The organism is Collimonas fungivorans, from assembly GCF_028292705.1.
GTDB classification, from domain to species: Bacteria; Pseudomonadota; Gammaproteobacteria; order Burkholderiales; family Burkholderiaceae_D; genus Collimonas; species Collimonas fungivorans_B.
The window spans coordinates 1-21413 of record NZ_JAQGLV010000018.1 but is presented as its reverse complement, the minus strand read 5'-3'; the positions used below and the strand labels follow the sequence as shown (position 1 = coordinate 21413).

Sequence of the window (21413 nt, the reverse complement as noted above, 5' to 3'; positions counted from 1 at the left end):
GTGGCCGGGTGTCCATCTTGAAGGTGCGCACCATGGCGTCCCATCCGGCCCCAGGGCCGTCGCTAGGTGAGCCGCTGGTCCATGCCACTGCAAAATTTCCCACCGGATCCATTGCCAGACGCGGGTTGGACGCAGGTAGAGTTTGAGGCGGGTCGACTCGCAATTCGTTGGTGATTGGAGTTCCATCGCTGTGAAATTGTCTTGCCGCCAATGCAGAGTCCGGGCCACCCCCGATCACGCCTTTTGGCGCTACCCATGAAACGACAAAATCGCCATTCTCTGCAATCGCCGCAGTTGGCGTAGTCCAGGCATCGATGACGCGTTGATTGACTCGCGTGCTTCCGCTTCCTGTGGGGTTGCCATTCGCGTCGAAGGCCCGGGCATATACGATATAAGTGTAAGCCGAGCCCGACGCATCGGGAAAACCATTGGTCCATACGATGACGGATTTTCCTCCGGGTTCCATGGAAATACTGCCGGTGAAGTGCACTGATGTCGAGATATGGCTGGCGGTAATTGCCGGAGCCAGCGCAACACCTGCGCGGCTGAAGCGCTGCATCATGCTGTAGACTGGTGACCGAGAACTGTCTTGGCCGGTCCATGACAATCCGATATTTCCTGCATTGTCCGTGGCAATTGAAAGGGGGCCGGAGATTGTATCCACGGAACCCGATGCAACGATGATTTCAGGGCTGACGGGGATTCCGCCGGTATTGAATCTCCTGATTGCAAGCTTGCGAGGAACATCGAACACGTTGGGGTAGATATAGGCTACGGTCATATTGCCATCCGTATCCATGCTGGCAGTCGCAGTCAATGAGTCCGCGGTTGGTTTGAAATTGGATAGCAGACTCCCGTTTCTGTCATAGGCCATGACTGCTCCAGATAGTCCGCTTTGACCTGCCAAGACGAAATTGCCGGCGCGGTCAACGGAGAGCGTGTCATACGATTGAGGAATCTGGATCTGTTGTTTTGTTAAAAAAGGCGCTCCCGACGACTTTATTCTTTGAATGTACGTGGCATTTGCCGGACTATCTCTCCAGATCAGGAGTTTTTCTCCGTTGGATCCTGCGGCGAACAAACCGGAAGTTTGATTGCCGGCAGTGTTGGTATTCACCATGATGGGATCTCCGAGCGGCACGGCCTGCCCGGCCGGAGCAAGGATCAGTCCCGACAGGCAGCCCAGCGATATCAAAAGTGGTTTCAGCGAGGTATGAGGCATGACTTCCTTCTTTCCAAAGTTGTGACTGCGATGATTGGCTCTTCGACTGATGGCTCCAAGAAAGACAGGCCGCTTGTTTGCTCCGGATCGGCGCATCGATGCGTCGCAACACCCCCATATCGCCGGCGGCTCCTCTGCACCCCGAACGGCTTCCCCTAGGCCCCGCTGCGGCAACGTTCACCGCCTTCAGATAAGTACGGAACAGAGTGGCGCACCTGGTTTCCTAATCGTATAGCGTCACCGCCAGCGGCGACGGGCCGGCGTTGATATCGACGCTGCCGGCGCCTTCCGGGCAGGGCTTATCGCCCTGCTGCGGATAAAACTCGCTGATGACGCAGCGCTGCCCCTTGTTCCTCGGGATCGAAAAACCGCCGCCGGGACGAGTCGCAGAACTCCATACGACGTGGACGCTGCGTTTTGCCGAAGCCCCCGGCTGGCTGTTCAAGACCAGCTGATATGCCTCCCCCACTTTCTCGCTGCCGGCAAGCTGGGTATCTTTCAGCTTGCCCAGCAAATGCTTGAGCGCCGGCAGCGCCTGCTTGACCTGGCCGCTGCTGTCGGTCAGGCCGTAATTCTGTTCGCGCGCCGCGCGGTCCGGACCGGTGTCTTGCCATTGGTAGATATTCACCAGCGGAATGCCGGCGAATACCGTCGACAGGTATTCCCTCAACACCAGCTGCGCCTGGCCACCCTGGTCCCTGGCGGCGGTAAAGTTGGAATAACCCCATTCGGATGCAATCATCGGCAGTTCGCCCTTGCCGTACTTGTGCAGCAGCTCGCGGCTCTTGGTCGCATCGTCGGCCAATGTTTCGGGGATTTTCCGGTACGGATGGACCGACACGCCGCTCAGGCAGTTTTGCAGCGAGATGGCGAGCAGCTTGTCATCCGGGATCTTCGGTTGCAGATTCGGCAGCTTGGCGAAACCGAAACCGAAGATGTTTTTCTTGACGCCGCCCTTTTGCTGCTCCAGCGCCGAACAGATTTTCTGTATCGCCGGCACCAGGCCGGCCTGCAGCATGCCTGGCTTCAGGAAAGTCGGATTGTCCGGCTCGTTCCATAGCTCCCACAAGATGTTCGGATCCGCGTACTGATTCAAGGTGGTCAGCGCAAACTTGGAAAAATTGTCGGCCGCGTCCAGCGGCGTCATGGTGGCCGACATCATCCGTTTCGGCTGCACCCAGACCGTGGCGCCGCCAAACAGGGTGATGATGGGTTTCAGCTGCGCCTTGCGCAAGCGCTCCAGCAACTCCGAAAAATCCTGCGGCTTGTCGCTGACCGGCGGCCGGGTGCCGAAACGGACGTATTCGAAACCGGCGTCCTTGATGGCCGCCAGTTGCTGGTTTGATATTTGCGACGGATTGATCTGGACGCTGATGGCCGCCGGGTAGACCGAATGAATGCCGTATTTTTCCCACGCAGACGCCTGAGAAGCCGCCAATACGCCGCAAACAGGGATAAGCCATGCTGCAGGTAATTTCATCTGTCGCTCCTGTCGAATAGAATCCTATTGGATGGAAAATGCGCTAATTGGTTTGCCGCAGGCGAGAAAATAATTGCTGGTAGCTGGCGACGAACTGGCCAGGAGAGAAACGTATCAAGTAAGAGGCGCGCGCCGCCTCCGCGTAGTCGCCCAGGCTGGTGCGGTTCAGGTTTTCCAGCTTCTCGGCGAGGTCGCCGGCGGTGCAGTTGAAGATCAGGCCATTGACCGCATGCTCCACGATATCGGGCAAGGCGCCGCGATTGCTGGCCACCACCGGCACATAACTGCGGAAAGCCTCCAGCGCAGTCAGGCCGAAGCCTTCGGCGCGCGACGGCATCACCAGCACATCGGCCAGGTCGTAATAGGCATTGATCTCGGCCTGGCCGATCCAGCCGTAATAATGCACATTGGCCGCTTCCAGCATTTCGATCTGCAGATTCGCCAGCACCGGCGCACCGACGATGTGATACACATAGTTCGGCCGGCTCTTTTGCAGGATGCGGATGGCGTCCACCAGGATATCGTAGCCCTTCTGGTGATCCAGCCTGCCGACAAACAGGATATGCAAACGCCCGTCGTCCTGGTTTGCGCCGTTCTTGGGCGGCGGCAGGATACGGTCCAGGACGGTGTTCTGGATCAGGATACAGTTGCGGGAGAAACCGAACTTGCGATTGTTGACGTGTTCGTAACGCGAGATATCGATCACCGCGTTCGGGATATAAGACATGATTTTTTCGATCGCGCGCGTGACCAAGGTCACCGATCTGCTGCGGTCGCGGAAGCTGGCCCAGCCGTGGGCGCAATAGATCGTCTTTACCTTGCGCCCCAGCCACGGCTTGGCCAGGCACAGCGCCACGCCGGCGAAGGTGCTGTGGGCATAAACCATGTCAGGGCGCGATTTGCGCACCTGGCGCACGATCGCCAGCGCCAGCTTGAACGGCCCCAGCCCGCCGCGCGAATGCGAGTGATGATGCACGCGTTCCGCTTTCAGCTGGTCGGCCTGCGCGGCAGGAACCAGGTAGTCGAAACGGCAGTTGAAATCGGCGCTGAGGCGTTCCAGCGTTTCCAGGTAGGTAGCCACTCCGCCCTTGATCGTCTCGGCCACGTTCAGCACATGCAGTACGGGTTCTTGCGTTTCCATTTAAGTCTCCCGATAGAAATGCGCCGGTGCTGGCGCGGCGGCCGGGTGGCGCGAGATCTCACGCCGCGGCTGAAGGTAATCGATGCCGAATACGCAAAATGCATAGGCGGTCAGGTGACGGAAAAACGACCCGAGGTCGGGCTCGAAGAAGGTCTGGATGGCGAAATTGGCCACCAGCAGCAAGAACAGCGGATGTTTGTGGTTATGCCGCCGGAACATGAGGAATGTCAGCAGCCATAGCGTGAAAGACAGGAAAATCTCTTGTACGCGCAGGGAAAAGATAGGGGCAAAATAAAAACGCAGCGCGGCAAAACCGGCGTTCGGAAAAGCCGTCATGATGCCGTTCGGCGTCAGCACATTCGAGAAAATGGTCTTCGAATCGGACAAGCCCTCTCTTTCCATGTTGATGATGTCGCGCGCCTGCTGCAGCTGGTTCCAGAAATCGCCCGGCAATAACAGACAGGCCGCTATGATGCCCAGCACGATTACGGCGCGCAGCTTGCCGCGTGTGCTGAACACGATATGCATGACCACCATGATGGCGGCGATCAGCACGTAGTAGATGCGGAACTGCCAGGCATACAGCAGGTAGATTGCAATCACCAGCGCGGTCTTGCTGTGGTTGGATATGCGCCAGGTGCAGACATAACAGACCAGCAGGTTCAGCAGGATGACGATGATTTCCTTCGACAGCTTCAGGTTGAACAGCGTGAACGACAGCATCAGGATGATGGCGAATGCGAGATCGATCAGCCGCAGCGATTTGCCGCTGATGTAGTAGATCACCGAGCAGGTGGCTACCAGCAGCAGCACTTGCGACCAGGCCGACCCGAGGAAGGAAAAAATCACCGCCGTGCTGACGAACGAATTCTGCTCGGCCAGGCTGAGGTCGGTATATTTCATCAGGTCGATGATGGTGGTTTCATCGGTGAAGAAATAACTCGGGAGGAACGCCCGCTGGTACATGTAGATGAGTGCGGTCAGCACCAGCATCAGGATCCCGCAGATGAGCCGGATCTCGGGGGCGATGCGCTTGTCGAATAAGGAGCTCATGCTTGCTTATGCGGCAGCCGCGGCAGCCCTGCCGGCCTGGTCTGGCTCCGACTCTGGCGCGAACGCTTTGCCGGCCAGGCCAGAGCGCTCCAGCAAGGCCGCGATTTCAGTCGTCAGCTGCTGCGTCAGGCGCACTTTCTCGCCAGTGCCGTCGACTTGCAGCGCCTGGTACAGCAGCTTGAAAGTACGGGTGACGTCAGGCACCGGCGCCTGCATGAAAAAGCGGCCGCGGCCGGTCAGTTCGAAGAACGACTGGACCTTGCTGTCCCAGTTCAGGCCGATGCTCGGGATATCCAGCGCGTAGGCGACAATATTGGCGTGCAGCCGGTGCGCGATGATGCAGTCGCACTGGCCGATGTTGGCCACCAGCTGCGACGGCACACCGGGACGCGGCAGGTTGACGATCTCGGGATCCAGCTCGGCTGCCAGCGCATCCTTGAATGCCTCGTCTTCCGGCGAACCGTTGGTAAACAGGTGGACCCGGTATCCCAGCGTCGTCGCCTGCTGCGCCAGCTCCTGGAAATATTTGCCGATACGCTCGCTGTAGTCCTGCTTCTCGACGCCGGCCTGGTTCAGTTCCAGCGGACTGGAAATGCAGATTCCCAGCACATTGCCGGCAGTGCGCGGCGGCAGGAACGGGGCAAAAGTCTGCTGCGAATAGATGCCGGGATCCGGTGTCACCTTGACCTCCAGCGGCTGCGCCAGGATCAGCTTCAGGTTCTGCGCCGAGGCGACGTCGCGGGTGCTGGCCTGGATCGGCGCCAGGTTTTCCCAGGTGCGCTTGATCAGGCCGGTGCCGGCGCTCGACATGCTCTTCGATACGCCGACGCCGAATACCGCGACCTTGCCGGACTTGCCGGCGGCCTTGACCGCCTTCGACAGCAGGAACAGCTTGACCGGGAAATTCAGGTGCACGTCCAGCAGCAGCTGGCCGCCGCCGACCACGATCAGGTCGGCATCCGCCAGCTGCGCTATCCACTTGCTGCGCCAGCGCAGAAAATACTGCAGGCTGAAATAAGTGCAGACCGCATACGGACGCAACAGCTTCGGCACTTTGTTGACCAGCGACTTTTTCGAGATGCCGGCTTTCACATAATCATCGCGGCCGGCGATATCGAGCGCGCTGACCTCGGCGCCGGGCAAGCGCTCCAGCAGCAGCTGCTTGATGTTTTCATAGATGACACCATCGCCCAGGTTGGGGCTATAGGGCACAGCGCAGATCACGATTTTCATATGGCCACCACTTTTAGACTTTTTCGGATTTGATAAAACATGATGAAAGCAGCGAGTCCCAGGCCGAATACGGTAGGAACGAAGACCGTGCTGACCGACGTTGCCGGACGGGTGACGAACACCAGGACGAAACAGAGGAAACCGCCGGCCACCGCCCAGCTGGCCTGATGGGTCAGCTTGAGCGCCTTCAATACGGTGCGCGTACCCTGGATCGCCGCCAGTATCATCGGCAGCAGGAAGTAGTCGCGCATGTCGAGGCCGCTGTATTTGGCACCGAACAGCAAGCCGACCAGCAACTGCCCGGAGAGCCACAGCACCAGGCTGTAGACCAGGCTGGAAGCCAGCGTCGCCGCGATCAGCATGCGCGCCATGGAAGCAAACCTGGCCGAGCCTTCATCGGCCAGCCGCGCCAGCCTCGGCAAGCCGAAATTCGAGATGGCGATATTCAGGTATTGCGCCGGCAGCACCAGGGTCATCACCACCCGGAAGTTGGCGGCCAGGTCGGCTTGCTGCCTCGACATGTAATAAATCACCAGGCCGTGGGTCATGGCCCAGACCATGATCTGACTCAGGGAATTGTTCAGGCCGAAGCTCAGCCAGGAGATTTTTTCGCCTGGCAGCGGATGCGGGTGCTCTTCTTTCTTTTTCGACATCGCGGCCACCAGTCCGCTCACCAACAGCAGAGGCAAACCGATGGCGGCCAGCAGTTCGCTCAGCTGATAAGGGCTGTCCTTGGGAATCACGGCAATCGCCGCGCACACTCCGCCCAATTGGGCCAGCGCGGGGAGCACCGATTTCAGGCTTTTGTTTTCCAGGATGGCGATCGCGCGCACCGTCCAGTACGCGACAAAACCCGCCAACGCCAGGATCAGCGCATAGATAAAATACGGCGGCGTATCCGGTATGCGCAAAGCCAGGTAGATCACTACCAGCACGCTCAGCAGCGCCATCGGCGCATGCAGTTTCAGCAGCAGCCGGCGGCCTATCGAATAGTCCGATTTGGCGAACACCAGCAACGGCTCCATGACGGTGCAGCCGTGTACGATATTGAGCAGGATCACCGCCGAATAGATGGCCGAAAACGAGGCGAACACTTCCACGCTCAGGTAGCGCGCCAGCAGCGCCTGGGTGGCAAAAAACGACAGCGTGAAAACTGCTTGCTCAAAAATGACTTGCAGCAGCGCCTTGGCTTTTTTCATGTGGCAGGTGCAATCAGGATTTGACGTCTTGCGGTTTATAGGAATAAGCGGTGTAGCGATAACGTCCGGTATTGCCGTATCCGTATCTGCGGGTATCGAGCCGGAGGCCGTTGAAGATCACGCCTTTTGCGTGGACTCCGGTCTGCGCCAGGCGCTTCATGGATTCGACGATTTCACCGAGCTTGGTGGTCTCGGCGCGGGCAACCAGGAATGCCGTGCCGGCCAGCGCCGCCAGGATGCCGGTATCGGAAGCCGCCAGCACCGGCGGCGTATCGATCAGCACCAGGTCGTAGGCGGCGGAAAACTCTTGCAGCAGCTCGGACATGCGGCCGACCAGGAACAGCTCGGCCGGATTCGGCGGCAAGGTGCCGGTGGAAATGAAATCCAGGTTCGGCACGATGGCTTTGTGTATCGCTTCGCTTGGCTTGCTGCTGCCGGAAATCAGTTCGGACAGGCCTTTGCCGCGGCCCATGCCGAAATACTGGTTGAGATGGCCCTTGCGCAGGTCGGCGTCGATCAGCAGCACGCGTTTGCCGGAAGAGGCAATCACCGCAGCCAGATTGGCGGAAATGAAGGATTTGCCGACCCCGGGCGCCGGGCCGGTCAGCAGCACGATGTTGTTGTGCGCTTCCAGCATGGCGAACTGCAGTGCGGTGCGCAGGCTGCGTAGGCTTTCTATCGCCGTATCGTGAGGATCGGACACCGCCAGCAGCGCCATCTCCTTGGATTTCGCCTTGATCTTGACATTCAGCTGCTGCTGGGCGTCGCTCAGCGGCACGGTCGAATACACGCTCAAGCCCGCATGGCGCTCGATGTCTTCAGGATTGCTGATGCCGCCGTACAGGATATTGCGCAATATCGCAGCCACTACGCCGAAGAACAGGCCAAGCAGCAGCGCCAGCGCAAACACCAGGGGCTTTTTCGGGATCACCGGGATTTCCGGCAGAGCGGCGGAGTCGACCACGCGTACGTTGCCGATCTTGCCCGCCTTGAGCAGTTTCAATTGCTGGATGTTGTTCAGCAGCCCGGTATACAAGCTGGTGTTGACGGTCACGTCACGCATCAGGCGCAGTACGTCCTGCTCGCTGTTCGGCAGCGTCTTGATGCGGCCGGATATCTTGCCCTGCTCGCTCTGCAGCGCGCCGATCTGGCGATCGATGGCCAGGATCGACGGATGCGAATCGGCGAAACGTGTGGAAAGGTCCTTGCGCTTCTGCCTCAGCTCCAGGATCTGGGTGTCGGTCGATACCGATTGCTGCAGCACCAGCTTGGCTTCTTCGCCCATGTCGATGGTGCCGACCCGCTCGCGCAAGGCGTTGTACAGGTTTTCCGCCTTGTCCAGTTCCGCCTTCAGTTCAGGCAGCTGGCCGTCCAGGAAATCCAGCGACTTGGTGGCCTCGGCCGATTTGCGTTCGACGTTCTGCTGCACGTACTGGCGGCCGATTTCATTCATGGTCGCGCTCACCAGGTAGGCATCCGGCCCCAGCAGCTCGGCGCCGATGACGCCGGACTGCTTGCCTTTTTCAGCGATATTCAGCTGGTCTTGCAAATCCTGTATGGTCTTCAGGCGCGAATTGCGCACCAGTTTGAACACGATGCCGGGCTTGGCCTGCATTTGCGCCACATGCAGTTCGATCACGCCGGCGCTCACGGTGAATTTTTCGGTCTTGCCGACCACACCTTCAAACACTTGGTCGAACGCCGAGCTGGCCAGGCTGTAGCGGCCCTTGCCGAGGTTGGTCAGCTTGAACGTTTCGGTTTCCAGCACCTGCGGTACGTTAAACACGTCGGCATCGATCTTTTCGCTGCCCCAGGCGTAGCCGCCCATGCCAAACAGGCCGGGCTCGGAAAGATCCAGGTTGCGGCGCGCAATCAGGGCGCCGATGATGGGGAAATACTTTGGTCCCTGGTCGATGAACAGATGCAGGTTATCGACGCTCCTGGAGACCACCAGGCGCGAACCGAGGATTTCTATTTCCGCCGGCGCGGTGGACTTGACGTCGAACATGGCCGACATGTCGGCCAGCATGTTGCTGGCGGCGGCGCTGGGGGAATTGTCTTCCACCTGCACCAGGATGTCGGCCTTGTAGATAGGCGTTCCCAGGAAGGCATATAAAGTACCGAGCAGCAAAAAGCCGGCGGTAATCATGCCGATCAGCCAGCGATTGTCCAACAGAATATCGAGAATGGCCGCTAGGCTGATTTCCTCATGCTTGTCGGTGAAATGTTGTTGCAGCGGATTGAGTGAAGTCATGGATTATTCAGCTGGTTGGCAAATATTGATATGAGGTACTGACCACGTGCATGGCTGGCGGCGCACATCGATCGCACACGCCGCCGCCCTGGTCGTCGCTAATTGACCGAATCGATGCGCCTTACCCAATCGGCCACGCCCTGTTCGATCAGGCGCAGGCAACTCTCGAACTCATCGCGCGGGCGCTTGTAGGGATCGAATACGTCGAACTGGCTGAACTGCCCGAGCCGGAACAATTTGCCGCGTGTGGTCGGGTATTGTTTTTCAATATGCTGTTTCTGTTCGATATCCATCACCAGGATCAGGTCAGAGGAATCGCACAGCCACGATTGCAGCTGCTGCGCCCGGTGATCGCTGATGTCGATATCGCACTGCTTCATCAGTTCAACCGAATACGGCGCGGCAGGCTGCCCTATCAGCGCGCCGATGCCGGCCGAACGGCAATGCAAGCCCGGCAATTGTTTAGCGAACAGCGCTGCCGCCATGGGGCTGCGGCAGATGTTGCCTATGCAGACGACGAGGATGGATTTGATCAATTTTTCTTGTCCACAGCGTTACGCGAATTGACCGCAGTAGTAGAAGTGCCGACCAGCAGCGCAAACACGCGGCTGAAACGGACCAGGCCCGGGGCATCGACATACACCACGTCCTTGGCCTGCAGCGGGAAGTTTTCCGCCAGCGCCATGCCGACCGGCGATTTGCTGTCCAGGTGGAATACCTTGGGCATGGTGCCGTCGGGCGCCGCCCGCACCACATAGATGGCGCTTGGATCGCTGGTATTGGCGTCGACGCCGCCGGCGCCGCTCAAGGCGTCGCTCAGGCTGAGCCGGCCGTTGCTGCGCAAGGGCAGCAAACCTGGGCTGCGCACTTCGCCGGATACCGACACCTGGTTGTCGCTCAGCGGCGCGACCCGCAGCACGTCGTTGTTTTGCATGAGGATGTCGGACGGGCTGAGATTGCGCGCAATCAGGTCCGGCAAGCTGATTTCATAACTCTTGGCGCCGCGCACCAACGTAATCCGGCTGGCGTCGCCGCTCGGCGGTATGCCGCCGGCCTGGTTGATCGCTTCCGACAGAGTCATCGGCACATCGCTCATCTGCTTGACCCCGGCCGAGCGCACTTCGCCGTCGACGTAGATCTTCTGGCTGCGATAACCGATCACGCGCAGGGTAATCTGCGGATCGCGTATGTATTTGGAGAGCAGTCCGCGCAGCTTCTTTTGCGCCTCTACTTCGGTGTATCCTTCTGCCTTGAACAGGCCGACGTAGGGGAACTGCACTTCGCCCTCGTTGCTGATCACGTAACCAGGCAAGGTCTGCGCCGTCATGCCGCTGTTCGACAGGTTGCCGGTGGCGCCCAAGGTATAAGTGAGGTTAGGAACCACCAGTTCAGGATGATCCCAGACGATGATCGACAAGATATCGGCCGGCCCCATGCGATACGGCTGCGGCTTGCCGATCAGTTCGCGGTACTTCTCGCCTTGCCCGGCCTGCCGGACGCGTTCGGCGTTTTCCTGCTGCACCAGCTTGAGGGTGATCGGGGTGATCACCGGCACCGACTCAGGGTCGCTTGCATCCAACGCCGAATATGAATCGAATTTCATGCCTGGGGCAAACGCACAACCGCCCAGTGCAAACACGAGAGTTAGCAGCAATATTTTTTTCAATTTAATTCACACCGATCCAATTTAACGTACGCAGCTCAAGCCAATTTAGGCAGTTATGCGAATTTAAAATCAAAAAAACAACAAAAATCGTTTAAAATCACATAAATACCGATTTCAACGATTTTATAGTATTTTTTATTTGGATGACCAGTGATAATTTGCTGCAAGTGCAAATAAATGCATTTCGGCCTGCAACAATGGCAGGAACCCTGTGGCGGCCATGCAAATCAATGGCTGGCAAGTGTCTAATTAATTAATAAAAATGTGTTTGATAAAATACGTTTGATAAAATGCATCACCTAATCCGGCATCACCTAACTCTCTAACCGCCCAATGTCAGCAGTGAAACTCAATCAAAGCGACGTCACTACGCAAGAAGCAGCCAAGCTGCTGGGAATATCCGTCACATCAGTCCAGCAACTGGTAGAGCGCGGGGTTCTGGTGGCCTGGAAGACCCAAGGGGGGCATCGCCGCATTCCGCGCGAAGCAATCGATGCACTGAAGGCTGAACGCAGCGATTTGCTGACAGACCGGAGCAGGAGCGCGCCGTCGTCGACCTTGAGCGCCCTGATCGTCGAAGACAACGCTTTGCAGCGCATGGTGTACGAGAAGCAGATCGCTTCCTGGGATATCGCGCTGGAGACCCGCTTTTGCGAAAACGGCTACCAGGCATTGGTGGAAATCGCCCAGCGCAAGTACGATATCCTGCTGCTCGATATCGTCATGGAGGGCATCGACGGTTATGAAATTGTCAAAACGGTGCTCGCCAATCCCGACCTCAGGCATATCGACATCGCCGTCCTCACCACCCTCAGCAGGGAGGACCTGGACGCGCGCGGCGGCTTGCCCGATGAAGTCCTGTTTTTCCAGAAACCTATCGTATTCGAAGAGCTGCGCGGCTTCATGCGCGGCTGCGCGGCACGCAAGGCGCGCCAGGCTCGTGTAGCATCGCCTGCTTGAACTGACCGACCTCGAGTAAAAATAGCGCGTATCAGCGCATATCAACCTGCTGGTATCGCAGGAGACCGGTATTGGCCGCTATTAGGCATTGAGTTTTATGTTTTCATGGATGGGTATTACCAAAGTCGGCGGCAGCACCATCATGCTTCCCGCCGCCGTTGCGATTGCAGCGTGGCTGCTGGCGGCACGCGCGCAACGTTTGTTCTGGGCCTGGTGCCTGCTGTTCGGTTCCGCTTTGCTGCTGGTAGCCGCCTCGAAGATTGCATTTGTCGGCTGGGGCATAGGCATAGACGAGCTCGATTTCACGGGCTTCAGCGGCCATGCAATGCGCTCCGCGGCGATCATCCCCCTGCTCTTCTATTTTCTTTTCCAGCAGAAAACCACCATGACCCGGCAGCTTGCCGCTGTGTCCGGAATGGCTTTTGCGGCCTTGATCAGCCTGTCACGCGTGCTGCTGGATTTTCACTCGGTCTCGGAAGCGCTCAGCGGATGGGTGCTGGGCAGCGCCGTCAGCCTTGCTTTCATCTGGTGCGCTGAAAGCCTGCCTAAGCCGGTGCTGAACCGCACCTTGATGGGCGTCAGTTTTGTGCTGTTGCTGGCAGCCTCTTTCGCCCGGCCGATCCCGACCCAGCTGTTGATCGACAAGGCGGCGCTATTGTTGTCGGGCCACTCCGCGCTGGCCGCCGAAAGCCGCCGCCACGCTGCCGAAAAATGCTGCAGCCCGGCGCCAAACCAGCCGGCGCCCTGAACATTCAATACTGGAGTTCGAGGCTTTCCAGCTCCATCAGGAAGTCGCGCACTTCATCCAGGGTCAGCATGATTTCATTTTGCAGCTCGAGGATTTTTTCCGTCGTGCACACCCGTTTTTTCCGGTTGAACTCGATCTCGATCTGATCCAGCAAACGTACCGCGGCATCGGCGCCCGAGATGAGCAGCGTACCCTTGAGGGCGTGGCATTCCTGCGTCGTGGCGCTGACATTCCCGGCCTGCACGGCCGATTTCAAACGCGCAAACTGCTCGCCGCCGACCTGCAGGAACAGCTTGCACAGGTCGACAAAAACACTCTTGTCATTATAAGAATGTTTTAAAAACATCTCCGGGCTGAAATGATGGCAGATATGAGATGGCATGGTCGGCGGTTGGTTATTTTCCTGAAGCGCTATATCGTAAAACAGCGTGAAACAGCGCTTCAACTGGCAGGATCCACTGCTGCCAGGATCTGGACACGAGTCGCCGGCTTGATGACTACGGCATCGAAACCTGCCGCCCGGATCGACAACAACTCCTCCTCCATCGCAAAGGCGGTATACGCCACCATGCGGGGAACCACCATGTGACTGCCTTCCTTGACCAGGCGGCAGAATTCTTTACCGTTTATATCGCGCATGCCGACATCGGTCAACACCACATCGACTGTATTTTTCTCCAGATACCGCAGAGCCTCGGAGGCTCCGGCAAACACGTGAACCGTATATCCCGCCCTGGTCAGGATGATCCTGGCGAGGTTGCTGTTGAGAGGATTGTCATCCACTACCAATATGTTTTTCATTAACACCTAATCACTTAAAGCCTTGTTCAAATCGGCAGCGTGAAGGCAAATATGGAACCTTTGCCAACCCGCGACCGTACGGCGATGGTGCCGCCCATGAATTTCACCAATTCCTTGGCCAGCGCCAGGCCCAGCCCGCTGCCGGCCTGCGCCCGCATGTCCGAGCCGTCCACCTGCGCAAATTTTTCAAAGATGATGCGCTGCAGTTCCGCCGGAATGCCTTCGCCGGTATCCACCACCCGGAATATCAGTACGCCGTCGCCCTGCAGCACACGCACCGTTACCGCCCCCTGGTCCGTATATTTCAGCGCATTGTGGATCAGGTTGTTAAGCACCCTGATCAGCTTGCCGCGGTCGCATGCAAATTCGACCGGCAGCGCCGGACTCAGCACCAGCCTCAAGGCGATCCCCTTGCGCATCGCGGTAGATGCATGGCTGGCAACAATTTTCTGCATCACCTCGCGCAAATTTTCGGTGGCAATGAATACTTCCATTTTCCCCGCCGCGATCCGCTCCAGATCGAGCACGGTATTGACCAGCAATAGCAAATGCGTGCCGCTGTCGTGTATTGCCTGCGCAAAATGTTGCTCGTCGGTTCCGACCAGATCTTCGCGCAACAGTTCCGCATAACCCAAAATTCCATTCAGCGGCGTACGCAATTCATGCGACATATTCGCGAGAAACTGCGACTTGGCCTGGTTGGCCAGCGTCGCCACCCGCCCTGTGCTCACCAGGCCGTTCGCCATGAACAGGATGAAGATGGTAAACACCACCACCACCCCGGTTGAAAATGCCGCCAGCACGTAACCGCGAAAGCGGTTGTTATAAAAAGGCTGCATCGCCTCTTCGACCGAAATGCCGACAAGCACCATCAGCGGATAATTTTCCAGATGACGATAGGCATAGGTCCGCCGCATGCCGTCGACCAAGCCGTTGCTGGTCAGGTAGCCTTGCTTGTGCTGCTTCATCACGGCGAACGACGGCCTGCCGGAAAAATCCATGCCGATCGCCTTGGCGCCGTCCGGCTCGCGCGCCTTGATCGTGCCTTCGTCGCCGACCACGCTGATTGCGCCATCCTGGCCGACATTGATCTGGTGATAAAAACGCGTCACCGCCTCGTTGCTGATCGAAACGCCGACTACGCCGCTGAAGCTGCCGTCGGGCCGGTTGAGGCGCCGACTGGCTTGCATCGACCAGTCTCCCGAGACGCGGTCGCGCACCGGTTTGGCAAGGAACAGCAGCTGGCCGGAATCATGCCCTTGGTGCAATTGCATGTGTCCGGCGATGAGTTCGTCGTTAAGCACGATATCGTCGTTGGCGTAAACCTGCTTCCCGTGTTCGTCAAGAATGAAGAAACGATTGGCGAGATTACCTTGCATCAGCCATGCATCCCGGTATTCGGGATTGTTCATTTTTGCGCCGAAACGCTCGTACTGGTATTTCAGCAGGTCGCTGGCTTCGTCGGCCTGCTCGATCACGTGACTGATGTTTTCATCGAACGCCCGCGCTACGTTCTGGGCGTCGCGCCCTACCTTTTCCAGCTCGCGCTGCGTTTCGCTGGCTTCGTCATATAAGGTAACCACCCATATACATGCGATTAATGCGCTTGCAAAAAACAAGATCGCAAGCCGGATATCCGACCGGCGCGGCAATGCTATTGCTACATCTGACTTCTGTATTTTTTTCAGCACGGCGGTAAAACTAAAATCGGTCATTGGCAAAACAACCATTGAAATACGTTGTCATTAAAAAAAGACTTTCTGTTTCTTGCGTTGGCTCGCCCTCACAGCGAGGACATGTGTCGCTCCGGACCCCACAGACAGAGCGCGTTGCCCGCCTATGGTTCAATTTTGCCAGTCAAAGAATTAATTGCCGCACTGCAATAATAATATAATAGCCCATCTTTTTACTACTGTCAGAATTGTCAGCGGCGGCGTCCGCCTGCATTGAAGATGCTTGCAATTTGAAAACGAAAAGACTACTTTCTTGACTAAGCAGGGTCGCAGAATAATTATTCAAATTGCAGGGTTTATTTGAAGGAATGCCTGATGAAAACCGTCGCACAGATTCTCAAGACCAAGCAAAGTCAAACCGTCTACACGATAGCTCCTGACGCCAAGGTGTTCGATGCCATCAAGATGATGTCGGACAAGAGCGTTGGTGCGCTGCTAGTGACGGTACAGGGGAAAATCGTCGGCATTGTCACAGAACGCGACTATGCCCGGAAGATGATACTCAAAGGCCGCTCGTCAACCGACACTTCGGTGAGCGACATCATGACTTCCTCCGTCATGTACGTGCGGCTGGACGACACCAATGAACAATGCATGGCGCTGATGACCGAGAATCGCCTGCGCCACCTGCCGATCCTGGACGATGACAAGCTGGTCGGCATCATCTCCATCGGCGACCTGGTGAAAGACATCATCTCGGAACAGCAGTTCATCATCCAGCAGCTCGAACACTACATCATGGGACATCCGGCCTGACCGGTTCAGGTATATATTGTGGAAGCAGCCCGTTGCAAGCTGCATATTGGAAGTTGCCTACCACTTGGTGGCCTCAGATGAAACACTGGCTAGTCCTGCCTCTATGTCTCCTGCTCGGCGCCTGCGCCACCTCGCCGCAGGTGTCGCATGGCGATCGCCTGTTCAGCGACCAGCTGTTTTCCGCGCCCTCGCAGCGCGTCAGCGCCGACGACGTTTTTGCTGTCAGCCACGCCATGCGCCAATACCTGGCCACCGATGAAAACGCCCACCAGATGCGCGCAAAGGGCATACAGCAAGGCTTGTTCGATGCGCTGTACAGCAAGGGCCAGCTGCAGCTGGAATACAGTTCCGAACACACGCGCAATGCCGCCCAGACCTTCGCCGCCCGCAGCGGCAACTGCCTGTCGCTGGTGATCATGACCGCTGCCTTCGCCAAGGAGCTGGGGCTGCCGGTACGCTACCAGACCATACTCATGGACCAGGCCTGGAGCCGCAATGCAGACCTCTACTTTGCCAGCGGCCACGTCAATCTCACCCTCGGCAAACGGCCGAGCGCCATCCGCATGCCGCTTGACCAGAGCCGCCTGATGACCATCGATTTCCTGCCGCCGGAAGATACCGCAGGCCAGCGCAGGCAAGAGATCGAAGAGAACACGGTGGTGGCCATGTACATGAATAACCAGGCGGCTGAAGCCTTGTCCATGCGCCAGCTGGACGACGCCTACTGGTGGGCGCGCGAAGCGATCCGGCAGGACGCCAATTTCCTCGCTTCCTACAACACGCTGGGAGTGATCTACCGGCGCCACGGCAATTTGCAGGAAGCCGAGCGCACCTTCCGCCAGGTGTCTGCACGCGAGCCGGAAAATACGGTGGTCATGTTCAACCTGATCGGCGTTCTCAACGACCTGGGCAAATCCGCGGAATCGAAACTGCTGGCGGCCAGGCTGGCGCAATTGCAGCCTGAAGCGCCTTTCCAGGCATTCAACCTGGGCATGGCGGCAATGCGCGCCGGCGATTTCAAGGCCGCAAAAATGCACTTCAGCAGGGAAATTGCGCGCGATCCCTACTATCACGAATTCCAGTATTGGATGGGCATTGCCTGCCTGCGCCTGGGCGACATGGAACAGGCTGTCAAGCATTTGAGTATCGCCATGCAAAACAGCTCCACCGGCAACGATCACGACCTGTATGCGGCCAAGCTTGACCGCGTCAAGTCGTACCGCGCTCCGCTATTGGTTCATTGAGCGGCGCTGCCGCAGATTGGCGGCAGCGGCCTCCGACTGCGCCCGGCGCTGCGCCAGCATGGGAGCGGCCAATGTGCGCACCTGCTGCACCATGGCGGGTCCGGCCAGGCTTGGCGTACCGCTGCGGAACGGCGGCTGCGGATCGTATTCAAGCAATAATTCCAGGCGCCTGACGAGTTCATCGCCGCGCAGCGTCGCGACCACCGTGAGTGCGAAATCCATGCCGGAGGTCACGCCGGCTCCGGTGATGCGGTTGCGGTCGACCACCACCCTCTGCTGTTGCGCAACGACGCCAAATAGGTCGAGCAGGTCGATCGACATCCAGTGGCAGGTCGCCTTGTAACCTTGCAGCAATCCGGCCGCGGCCAGCAGCAGCGAACCGGTACAGACTGAAGTCACATAAGAGGCATTTTTCCCGGTCGCCGCCAGATAGCCGATCATGGCTGGATTTGTCATCTGCGCATTCTGTCCCGGCCCGCCGGGCACAAACAGCAGGTCCGGCTGGGCGCCGCTGGCAAAAGTATGGCTCGGCAGCAGGCGCAAACCGGTGTCCGAGACCACCGGTTCCAAGCTCTCCGCCACTACGTCGACCTGGGCGCCGGGGATCCGCGCCAGCACCTCGAACGGCGCGCTGAAATCGAGCTGGGTCATGCCCTGGAAAATCACCATGGCTATGCGCAGCGGCTTTGTGGTGGGCGCTTGCGGCAACGTTTCTGCGGCAGTCGCAGCGCGGCTAAGCACAGGCGCAGCCGCAACGCCGGCGGCAAGGGTCTTGAGGGCATTGCGACGATTCATTTCGGCTCCGGTCTGGTTTCATGGTGGTAGCTGCAGATTGATCAAACGCCGCAATTGCCGCGCATTGCGGAAACCACAGTTGCGTGCGACGCGTTCTTCATCGATTCTTTTTTCCAGCAGTCCGCGCGCGATCGCCAGGCGATAGTTTTCCAGGTAGCCGTGCACGGTATAACCGGTCTTCTGCTTGAACTGGCGCTGCAGCGTCCTGGTGCTGGTATGCACTTCGCCAGCCAGCCGGACAGCGCTCAGCTGTTCGTTAAAGCGGGCGTGCAGGATCGCCAGCACCTTGTCGATCACGCTGCTCTCGGCAGCCTGGGCAAACAGCGGCGCGCTGCGCTGGTTTTCCGCGCCTGCGCGCTGCATGAACATCACCAGGCTGCGCGCAACCCCGTTGGCGATCGCCGCGCCGTGATCGGTTTCCACCAGGTGCAAGGCCAGATCCATGCCGGCGGTGACTCCGGCCGAACTGACGCGCTGCCGGTCCACTACAAACAAGACGTTGTCGACGATCTGCGCCCGCGGAAAACGGCGCGCCAGCGCTTCCTGGCTCTTCCAGTGCGTCACCGCGCGGTAACCGTCGAGCAGTCCTGCGGCGCCGATCACAAACGCCCCGGTGCACACCGAACCGATGCGGCGCGCGTGCGGCTCGGCGCTCTGCAGCCAGGCTAGCAATTCGCGGTCGGCGCTGGCGGCCTGCGCGCCTTGGCCGCCGGCAACCAGCACCACGTCAAAGATATCGGGCGCAGCAGCGGCCAGCGCCGTCGTCAGCAGCCGCATGCCGGAACTGGAACGGATTTCACCGCCGCGGCTCGACAGCACGCTGATGGCATACGCCTGCGCATGGCCGGTCTGCTCGCCCAGGATGCGGGCCGCCATCGCAAATACTTCGCTCGGCCCGGCCACGTCGAGCATCTGGACATCGTCGTAGACGATCAGGGCAATTGATTGAGTGTGAACTGGCATCGGAATTCCTTGTCGAACGTAATTCTAGTCAGAATGGACCCAGGCAGAGTGACAAATTGGCGCAGCTGCGCGCCAATCATCACTGCGTGCCTGTCGCATCTTGTTTGTTATGCCTTGCATTTTCTTGCAAACGATATTTAGTTGTTCCACGTAAATATGGACGTGGAAATTGCGCAACAAGATAGTTAAATGATGTCAATTGTCAGGTTTCTTTGCCAAGAACGATTTAAGATCAAATTGTCTCCATACAAAAGAGGTGCCGACATGGGATGGCTTAACAGATTGGCGATCAAATATATCCAGACGCCTGAAAAGCTGGCAGAAAATGAACTGCGCGATACACGCCTGGCGCTGTATCAGTCGGAACGGCAGTTGCTGGAAGCCGAAATGCGGGTCGATTATTACCGCAACGTCCTCGGTTTCCTCGAAGCGATCGCCGCCGATGGCGTGGAAAGCGTGGCCGATTCGCAGAGGCCCAAACACTCGCCTCAACCACAAGGCCCGCAACGGCTTACACCGGATCTGAACTCGTACCGCGGAGCAGCCTGACGCTCCGGTCTTGTCTCGATTCCAGCAGTGCCGGCGAGCGCGTATGGCAGTCGCTTACGCTCGCTGCACCGCTGTCGCCGGGAACGATTTCACGGTGATTCAGGACACGCCGCCATCGGCGGTTTGCCAGCCCTTGTTTTTCACTCTTTCCCTGGCAGTCCCTGCCCCCGTTATCTAAGTGCGCTGCCGTACAGACCGTGCGGCAACCCAGGCAGATGCTGTTCATCCTGAACGCCAGTATCCAGCACCGCGTTCTGCCGATTGTCCATATCACTTCAGGAGATAGCCATGAACAAGGATCAGGTGAAAGGCCGCGTCAAGGAAGCAGAAGGCAAGATCAAGGAAACCGCCGGCAAGATCGCCGGCGATAAGCGCCTGGAAGAGAAAGGCAAGATCGAAAAAACTGTCGGCCAGGTCCAGAAGGAGTATGGCGACAAAAAACACGATATGCACAAGCACCATTGAATCCATGATTGACAGGAGTCAGTCATGAATCCCATCGACAAAGCCCGCTTCTTTTACAGCCAGAACTATCGGAAGATTGCCGGATGGGTCCTGGAGCCCGGGAAAAAGATCATCTTGGGCGACCAGGAAAACCAGCTGTGCCGCTTCTGCGGCAAACGCGCTCCCGACACCAGTTTCCGCCTCTCTGCCCACGCCCTGCCCGAATCCCTGGGCAACAAGAGCTTGTTCTCTGCCTATGAATGCGACGAATGCAACGCGCTTTTCGGCAACGGCATAGAGAACGACTTCGGCAACTGGTCCAAGCCCATGCGCACTTTCGCCCACATCAGGGGAAAAAACGGCGTCCCTCCTTTCAGGCATGGACCGGCGCAGCGCCGGTTCGAAGATGATCCGCTGATTGCGGTCGACCTGCATACCAGGGAAATCATGCTGCAGCTCAGGCGAGATGCCCACACTCCGCTTGCCGTGCTGAAGGCTTTCGTAAAAATGGGATTGTCGGTGCTGCCCGGCAGCGAGATGCCGAATTTTTCACAGGCTGTCGCCTGGGTCAGGAAACGCGATCACCTGGATGGTGGATTTGCCTTTCCCGTCACACACACCTTTGCGCCGGGCCTCATGCCGAACGACAGGATCAGCGTCTTGCTGATCCGGCGCAAGGACGGCAGCAGCGCCGCAGCTTATATGTTCTTCATTCTCGCCTATGGCAACGAAATGTTCCAGGTCATGCTGCCATCGCCGGGACGCGACCTGGCGCCAGGCGCCGCAAGCTCTGCAGAAAACCCGGTCCCCTATCCGTTCCCGCCGCCGAGCGCGCGCTTCGAGACGCCCAGGTTCCAATTCCTGGATCTGAGCGGACAACAACTGGTGCATGGCGAGACGGTATCGATGCCGATAGATTCGGATAAAAAAGAAAAGACCTTTGCCAGGCCCGCACTGTTCGCCGGCCCGGCGGCACAGTCTGCTTTCACCGGCGACAATTAGATGGCAACTTCAATCAATCCGACAGCGGCGGCCATGGATCAAGTGATTTTCTTGCTCGATGTCGATAATACTCTGCTCGACAATGACCGGTTGCGCGCCGAGCTGATGCAGCATCTTGAACAGGAATTCGGCGCCGGCAGCCGGGACAGTTATCAGCAGATCCTCGAGCA

Annotated in this window: 21 protein-coding genes; 7 read left to right on the top strand and 14 right to left on the bottom strand. The window is 58.2% G+C overall.

Translation table 11 applies throughout. The annotated features are described in order from the left end of the window. From JWQ61_RS00800 to JWQ61_RS00760, 9 genes are all read right to left on the bottom strand, one after another. Nucleotides 1–1222: hypothetical protein (locus tag JWQ61_RS00800; RefSeq protein WP_304358835.1), on the bottom strand; the 1222-nt coding region annotated here is incomplete at its 3' end. Between the two features lie 223 nt (nucleotides 1223–1445). Then, complete coding sequence (locus JWQ61_RS00795; RefSeq protein WP_304358834.1) at nucleotides 1446–2702, bottom strand: hypothetical protein; 1257 nt, start codon at nucleotides 2700–2702, stop codon at nucleotides 1446–1448. Nucleotides 2703–2745: 43 nt separating this feature from the next. Beyond that, nucleotides 2746–3843, bottom strand: coding sequence for a glycosyltransferase family 4 protein (locus JWQ61_RS00790; protein ID WP_304358833.1), 1098 nt, complete (start codon nucleotides 3841–3843; stop codon nucleotides 2746–2748). After that, nucleotides 3844–4896: a hypothetical protein gene (locus JWQ61_RS00785; RefSeq protein WP_304358832.1), complete on the bottom strand. Its 1053-nt coding sequence runs from the start codon at nucleotides 4894–4896 to the stop codon at nucleotides 3844–3846. It abuts the gene before it with no gap. Between the two features lie 6 nt (nucleotides 4897–4902). Beyond that, nucleotides 4903–6129 (bottom strand): polysaccharide pyruvyl transferase family protein, encoded by a 1227-nt coding sequence (locus JWQ61_RS00780; protein WP_304358831.1) that lies wholly within the window; start codon nucleotides 6127–6129, stop codon nucleotides 4903–4905. Continuing rightward, the gene (locus JWQ61_RS00775) at nucleotides 6126–7328 is read right to left on the bottom strand and encodes a hypothetical protein (RefSeq protein ID WP_304358830.1); all 1203 of its coding nucleotides are present in this window, start codon (nucleotides 7326–7328) and stop codon (nucleotides 6126–6128) included. Before JWQ61_RS00775 ends, JWQ61_RS00780 begins: the two co-directional genes overlap by 4 nt. A gap of 13 nt (nucleotides 7329–7341) precedes the next feature. Next, nucleotides 7342–9582 carry a polysaccharide biosynthesis tyrosine autokinase gene (locus JWQ61_RS00770; RefSeq protein WP_304358829.1) on the bottom strand — a complete coding sequence of 747 codons (2241 nt, stop codon included), beginning with the start codon at nucleotides 9580–9582 and terminating at the stop codon, nucleotides 7342–7344. 98 nt (nucleotides 9583–9680) lie between these two features. Further along, entirely contained in the window at nucleotides 9681–10118 is a 438-nt protein-coding gene (locus JWQ61_RS00765) for a low molecular weight protein-tyrosine-phosphatase (protein ID WP_304358828.1), read from the bottom strand. After that, nucleotides 10115–11185 carry a polysaccharide biosynthesis/export family protein gene (locus JWQ61_RS00760; RefSeq protein WP_304358827.1) on the bottom strand — a complete coding sequence of 357 codons (1071 nt, stop codon included), beginning with the start codon at nucleotides 11183–11185 and terminating at the stop codon, nucleotides 10115–10117. Before JWQ61_RS00760 ends, JWQ61_RS00765 begins: the two co-directional genes overlap by 4 nt. Before the next feature lie 396 nt (nucleotides 11186–11581). On the opposite strand from JWQ61_RS00760, the gene JWQ61_RS00755 reads away from it, so the two are divergent. Next, nucleotides 11582–12208 (top strand): helix-turn-helix domain-containing protein, encoded by a 627-nt coding sequence (locus JWQ61_RS00755; RefSeq protein WP_304358826.1) that lies wholly within the window; start codon nucleotides 11582–11584, stop codon nucleotides 12206–12208. 109 nt (nucleotides 12209–12317) lie between these two features. Beyond that, entirely contained in the window at nucleotides 12318–12956 is a 639-nt protein-coding gene (locus JWQ61_RS00750; RefSeq protein ID WP_304358825.1) for a phosphatase PAP2 family protein, read from the top strand. A gap of 4 nt (nucleotides 12957–12960) precedes the next feature. Here JWQ61_RS00750 and JWQ61_RS00745 read toward each other — a convergent pair whose 3' ends face one another. The 3 genes from JWQ61_RS00745 to JWQ61_RS00735 all read right to left on the bottom strand — a co-directional run bounded on the left by JWQ61_RS00745 (nucleotide 12961) and on the right by JWQ61_RS00735 (nucleotide 15340). Next, on the bottom strand, nucleotides 12961–13302 hold the full coding sequence (locus JWQ61_RS00745; protein ID WP_304358824.1) for an Hpt domain-containing protein: 342 nt from the start codon (nucleotides 13300–13302) through the stop codon (nucleotides 12961–12963). A 95-nt stretch (nucleotides 13303–13397) separates the two neighbouring features. Beyond that, nucleotides 13398–13757, bottom strand: coding sequence for a response regulator (locus tag JWQ61_RS00740; protein WP_014005969.1), 360 nt, complete (start codon nucleotides 13755–13757; stop codon nucleotides 13398–13400). Between the two features lie 26 nt (nucleotides 13758–13783). Continuing rightward, nucleotides 13784–15340 (bottom strand): hybrid sensor histidine kinase/response regulator, encoded by a 1557-nt coding sequence (locus JWQ61_RS00735; RefSeq protein ID WP_304358823.1) that lies wholly within the window; start codon nucleotides 15338–15340, stop codon nucleotides 13784–13786. Nucleotides 15341–15805: 465 nt separating this feature from the next. On the opposite strand from JWQ61_RS00735, the gene JWQ61_RS00730 reads away from it, so the two are divergent. Further along, nucleotides 15806–16246: a CBS domain-containing protein gene (locus JWQ61_RS00730; protein ID WP_304358822.1), complete on the top strand. Its 441-nt coding sequence runs from the start codon at nucleotides 15806–15808 to the stop codon at nucleotides 16244–16246. A 77-nt stretch (nucleotides 16247–16323) separates the two neighbouring features. Beyond that, nucleotides 16324–17490 (top strand): tetratricopeptide repeat protein, encoded by a 1167-nt coding sequence (locus JWQ61_RS00725; RefSeq protein ID WP_304358821.1) that lies wholly within the window; start codon nucleotides 16324–16326, stop codon nucleotides 17488–17490. On the opposite strand, the gene JWQ61_RS00720 is transcribed toward JWQ61_RS00725, so the two are convergent. Then, on the bottom strand, nucleotides 17476–18285 hold the full coding sequence (locus tag JWQ61_RS00720; protein WP_304358820.1) for a DJ-1/PfpI family protein: 810 nt from the start codon (nucleotides 18283–18285) through the stop codon (nucleotides 17476–17478). The two genes, JWQ61_RS00725 and JWQ61_RS00720, sit on opposite strands and share 15 nt — an antisense overlap. Nucleotides 18286–18303: 18 nt before the next feature. Continuing rightward, nucleotides 18304–19248, bottom strand: a complete 945-nt coding sequence (locus JWQ61_RS00715) for a GlxA family transcriptional regulator (protein WP_304358819.1) — start codon at nucleotides 19246–19248, stop codon at nucleotides 18304–18306. 264 nt (nucleotides 19249–19512) lie between these two features. Here JWQ61_RS00715 and JWQ61_RS00710 point away from each other — a divergent pair, with 264 nt between their 5' ends. The 3 genes from JWQ61_RS00710 (at nucleotide 19513) to JWQ61_RS00700 (ending at nucleotide 21243) form a co-directional block, all read left to right on the top strand. Next, a complete protein-coding gene (locus JWQ61_RS00710) occupies nucleotides 19513–19797 on the top strand; it encodes a hypothetical protein (protein WP_061539993.1) in 285 nt (94 codons plus the stop codon). 288 nt (nucleotides 19798–20085) lie between these two features. After that, complete coding sequence (locus JWQ61_RS00705; RefSeq protein WP_304358818.1) at nucleotides 20086–20262, top strand: CsbD family protein; 177 nt, start codon at nucleotides 20086–20088, stop codon at nucleotides 20260–20262. 24 nt (nucleotides 20263–20286) lie between these two features. Next, nucleotides 20287–21243 (top strand): HNH endonuclease, encoded by a 957-nt coding sequence (locus JWQ61_RS00700; RefSeq protein ID WP_304358817.1) that lies wholly within the window; start codon nucleotides 20287–20289, stop codon nucleotides 21241–21243. The last annotated feature ends 170 nt before the right edge of the window (nucleotides 21244–21413 follow it).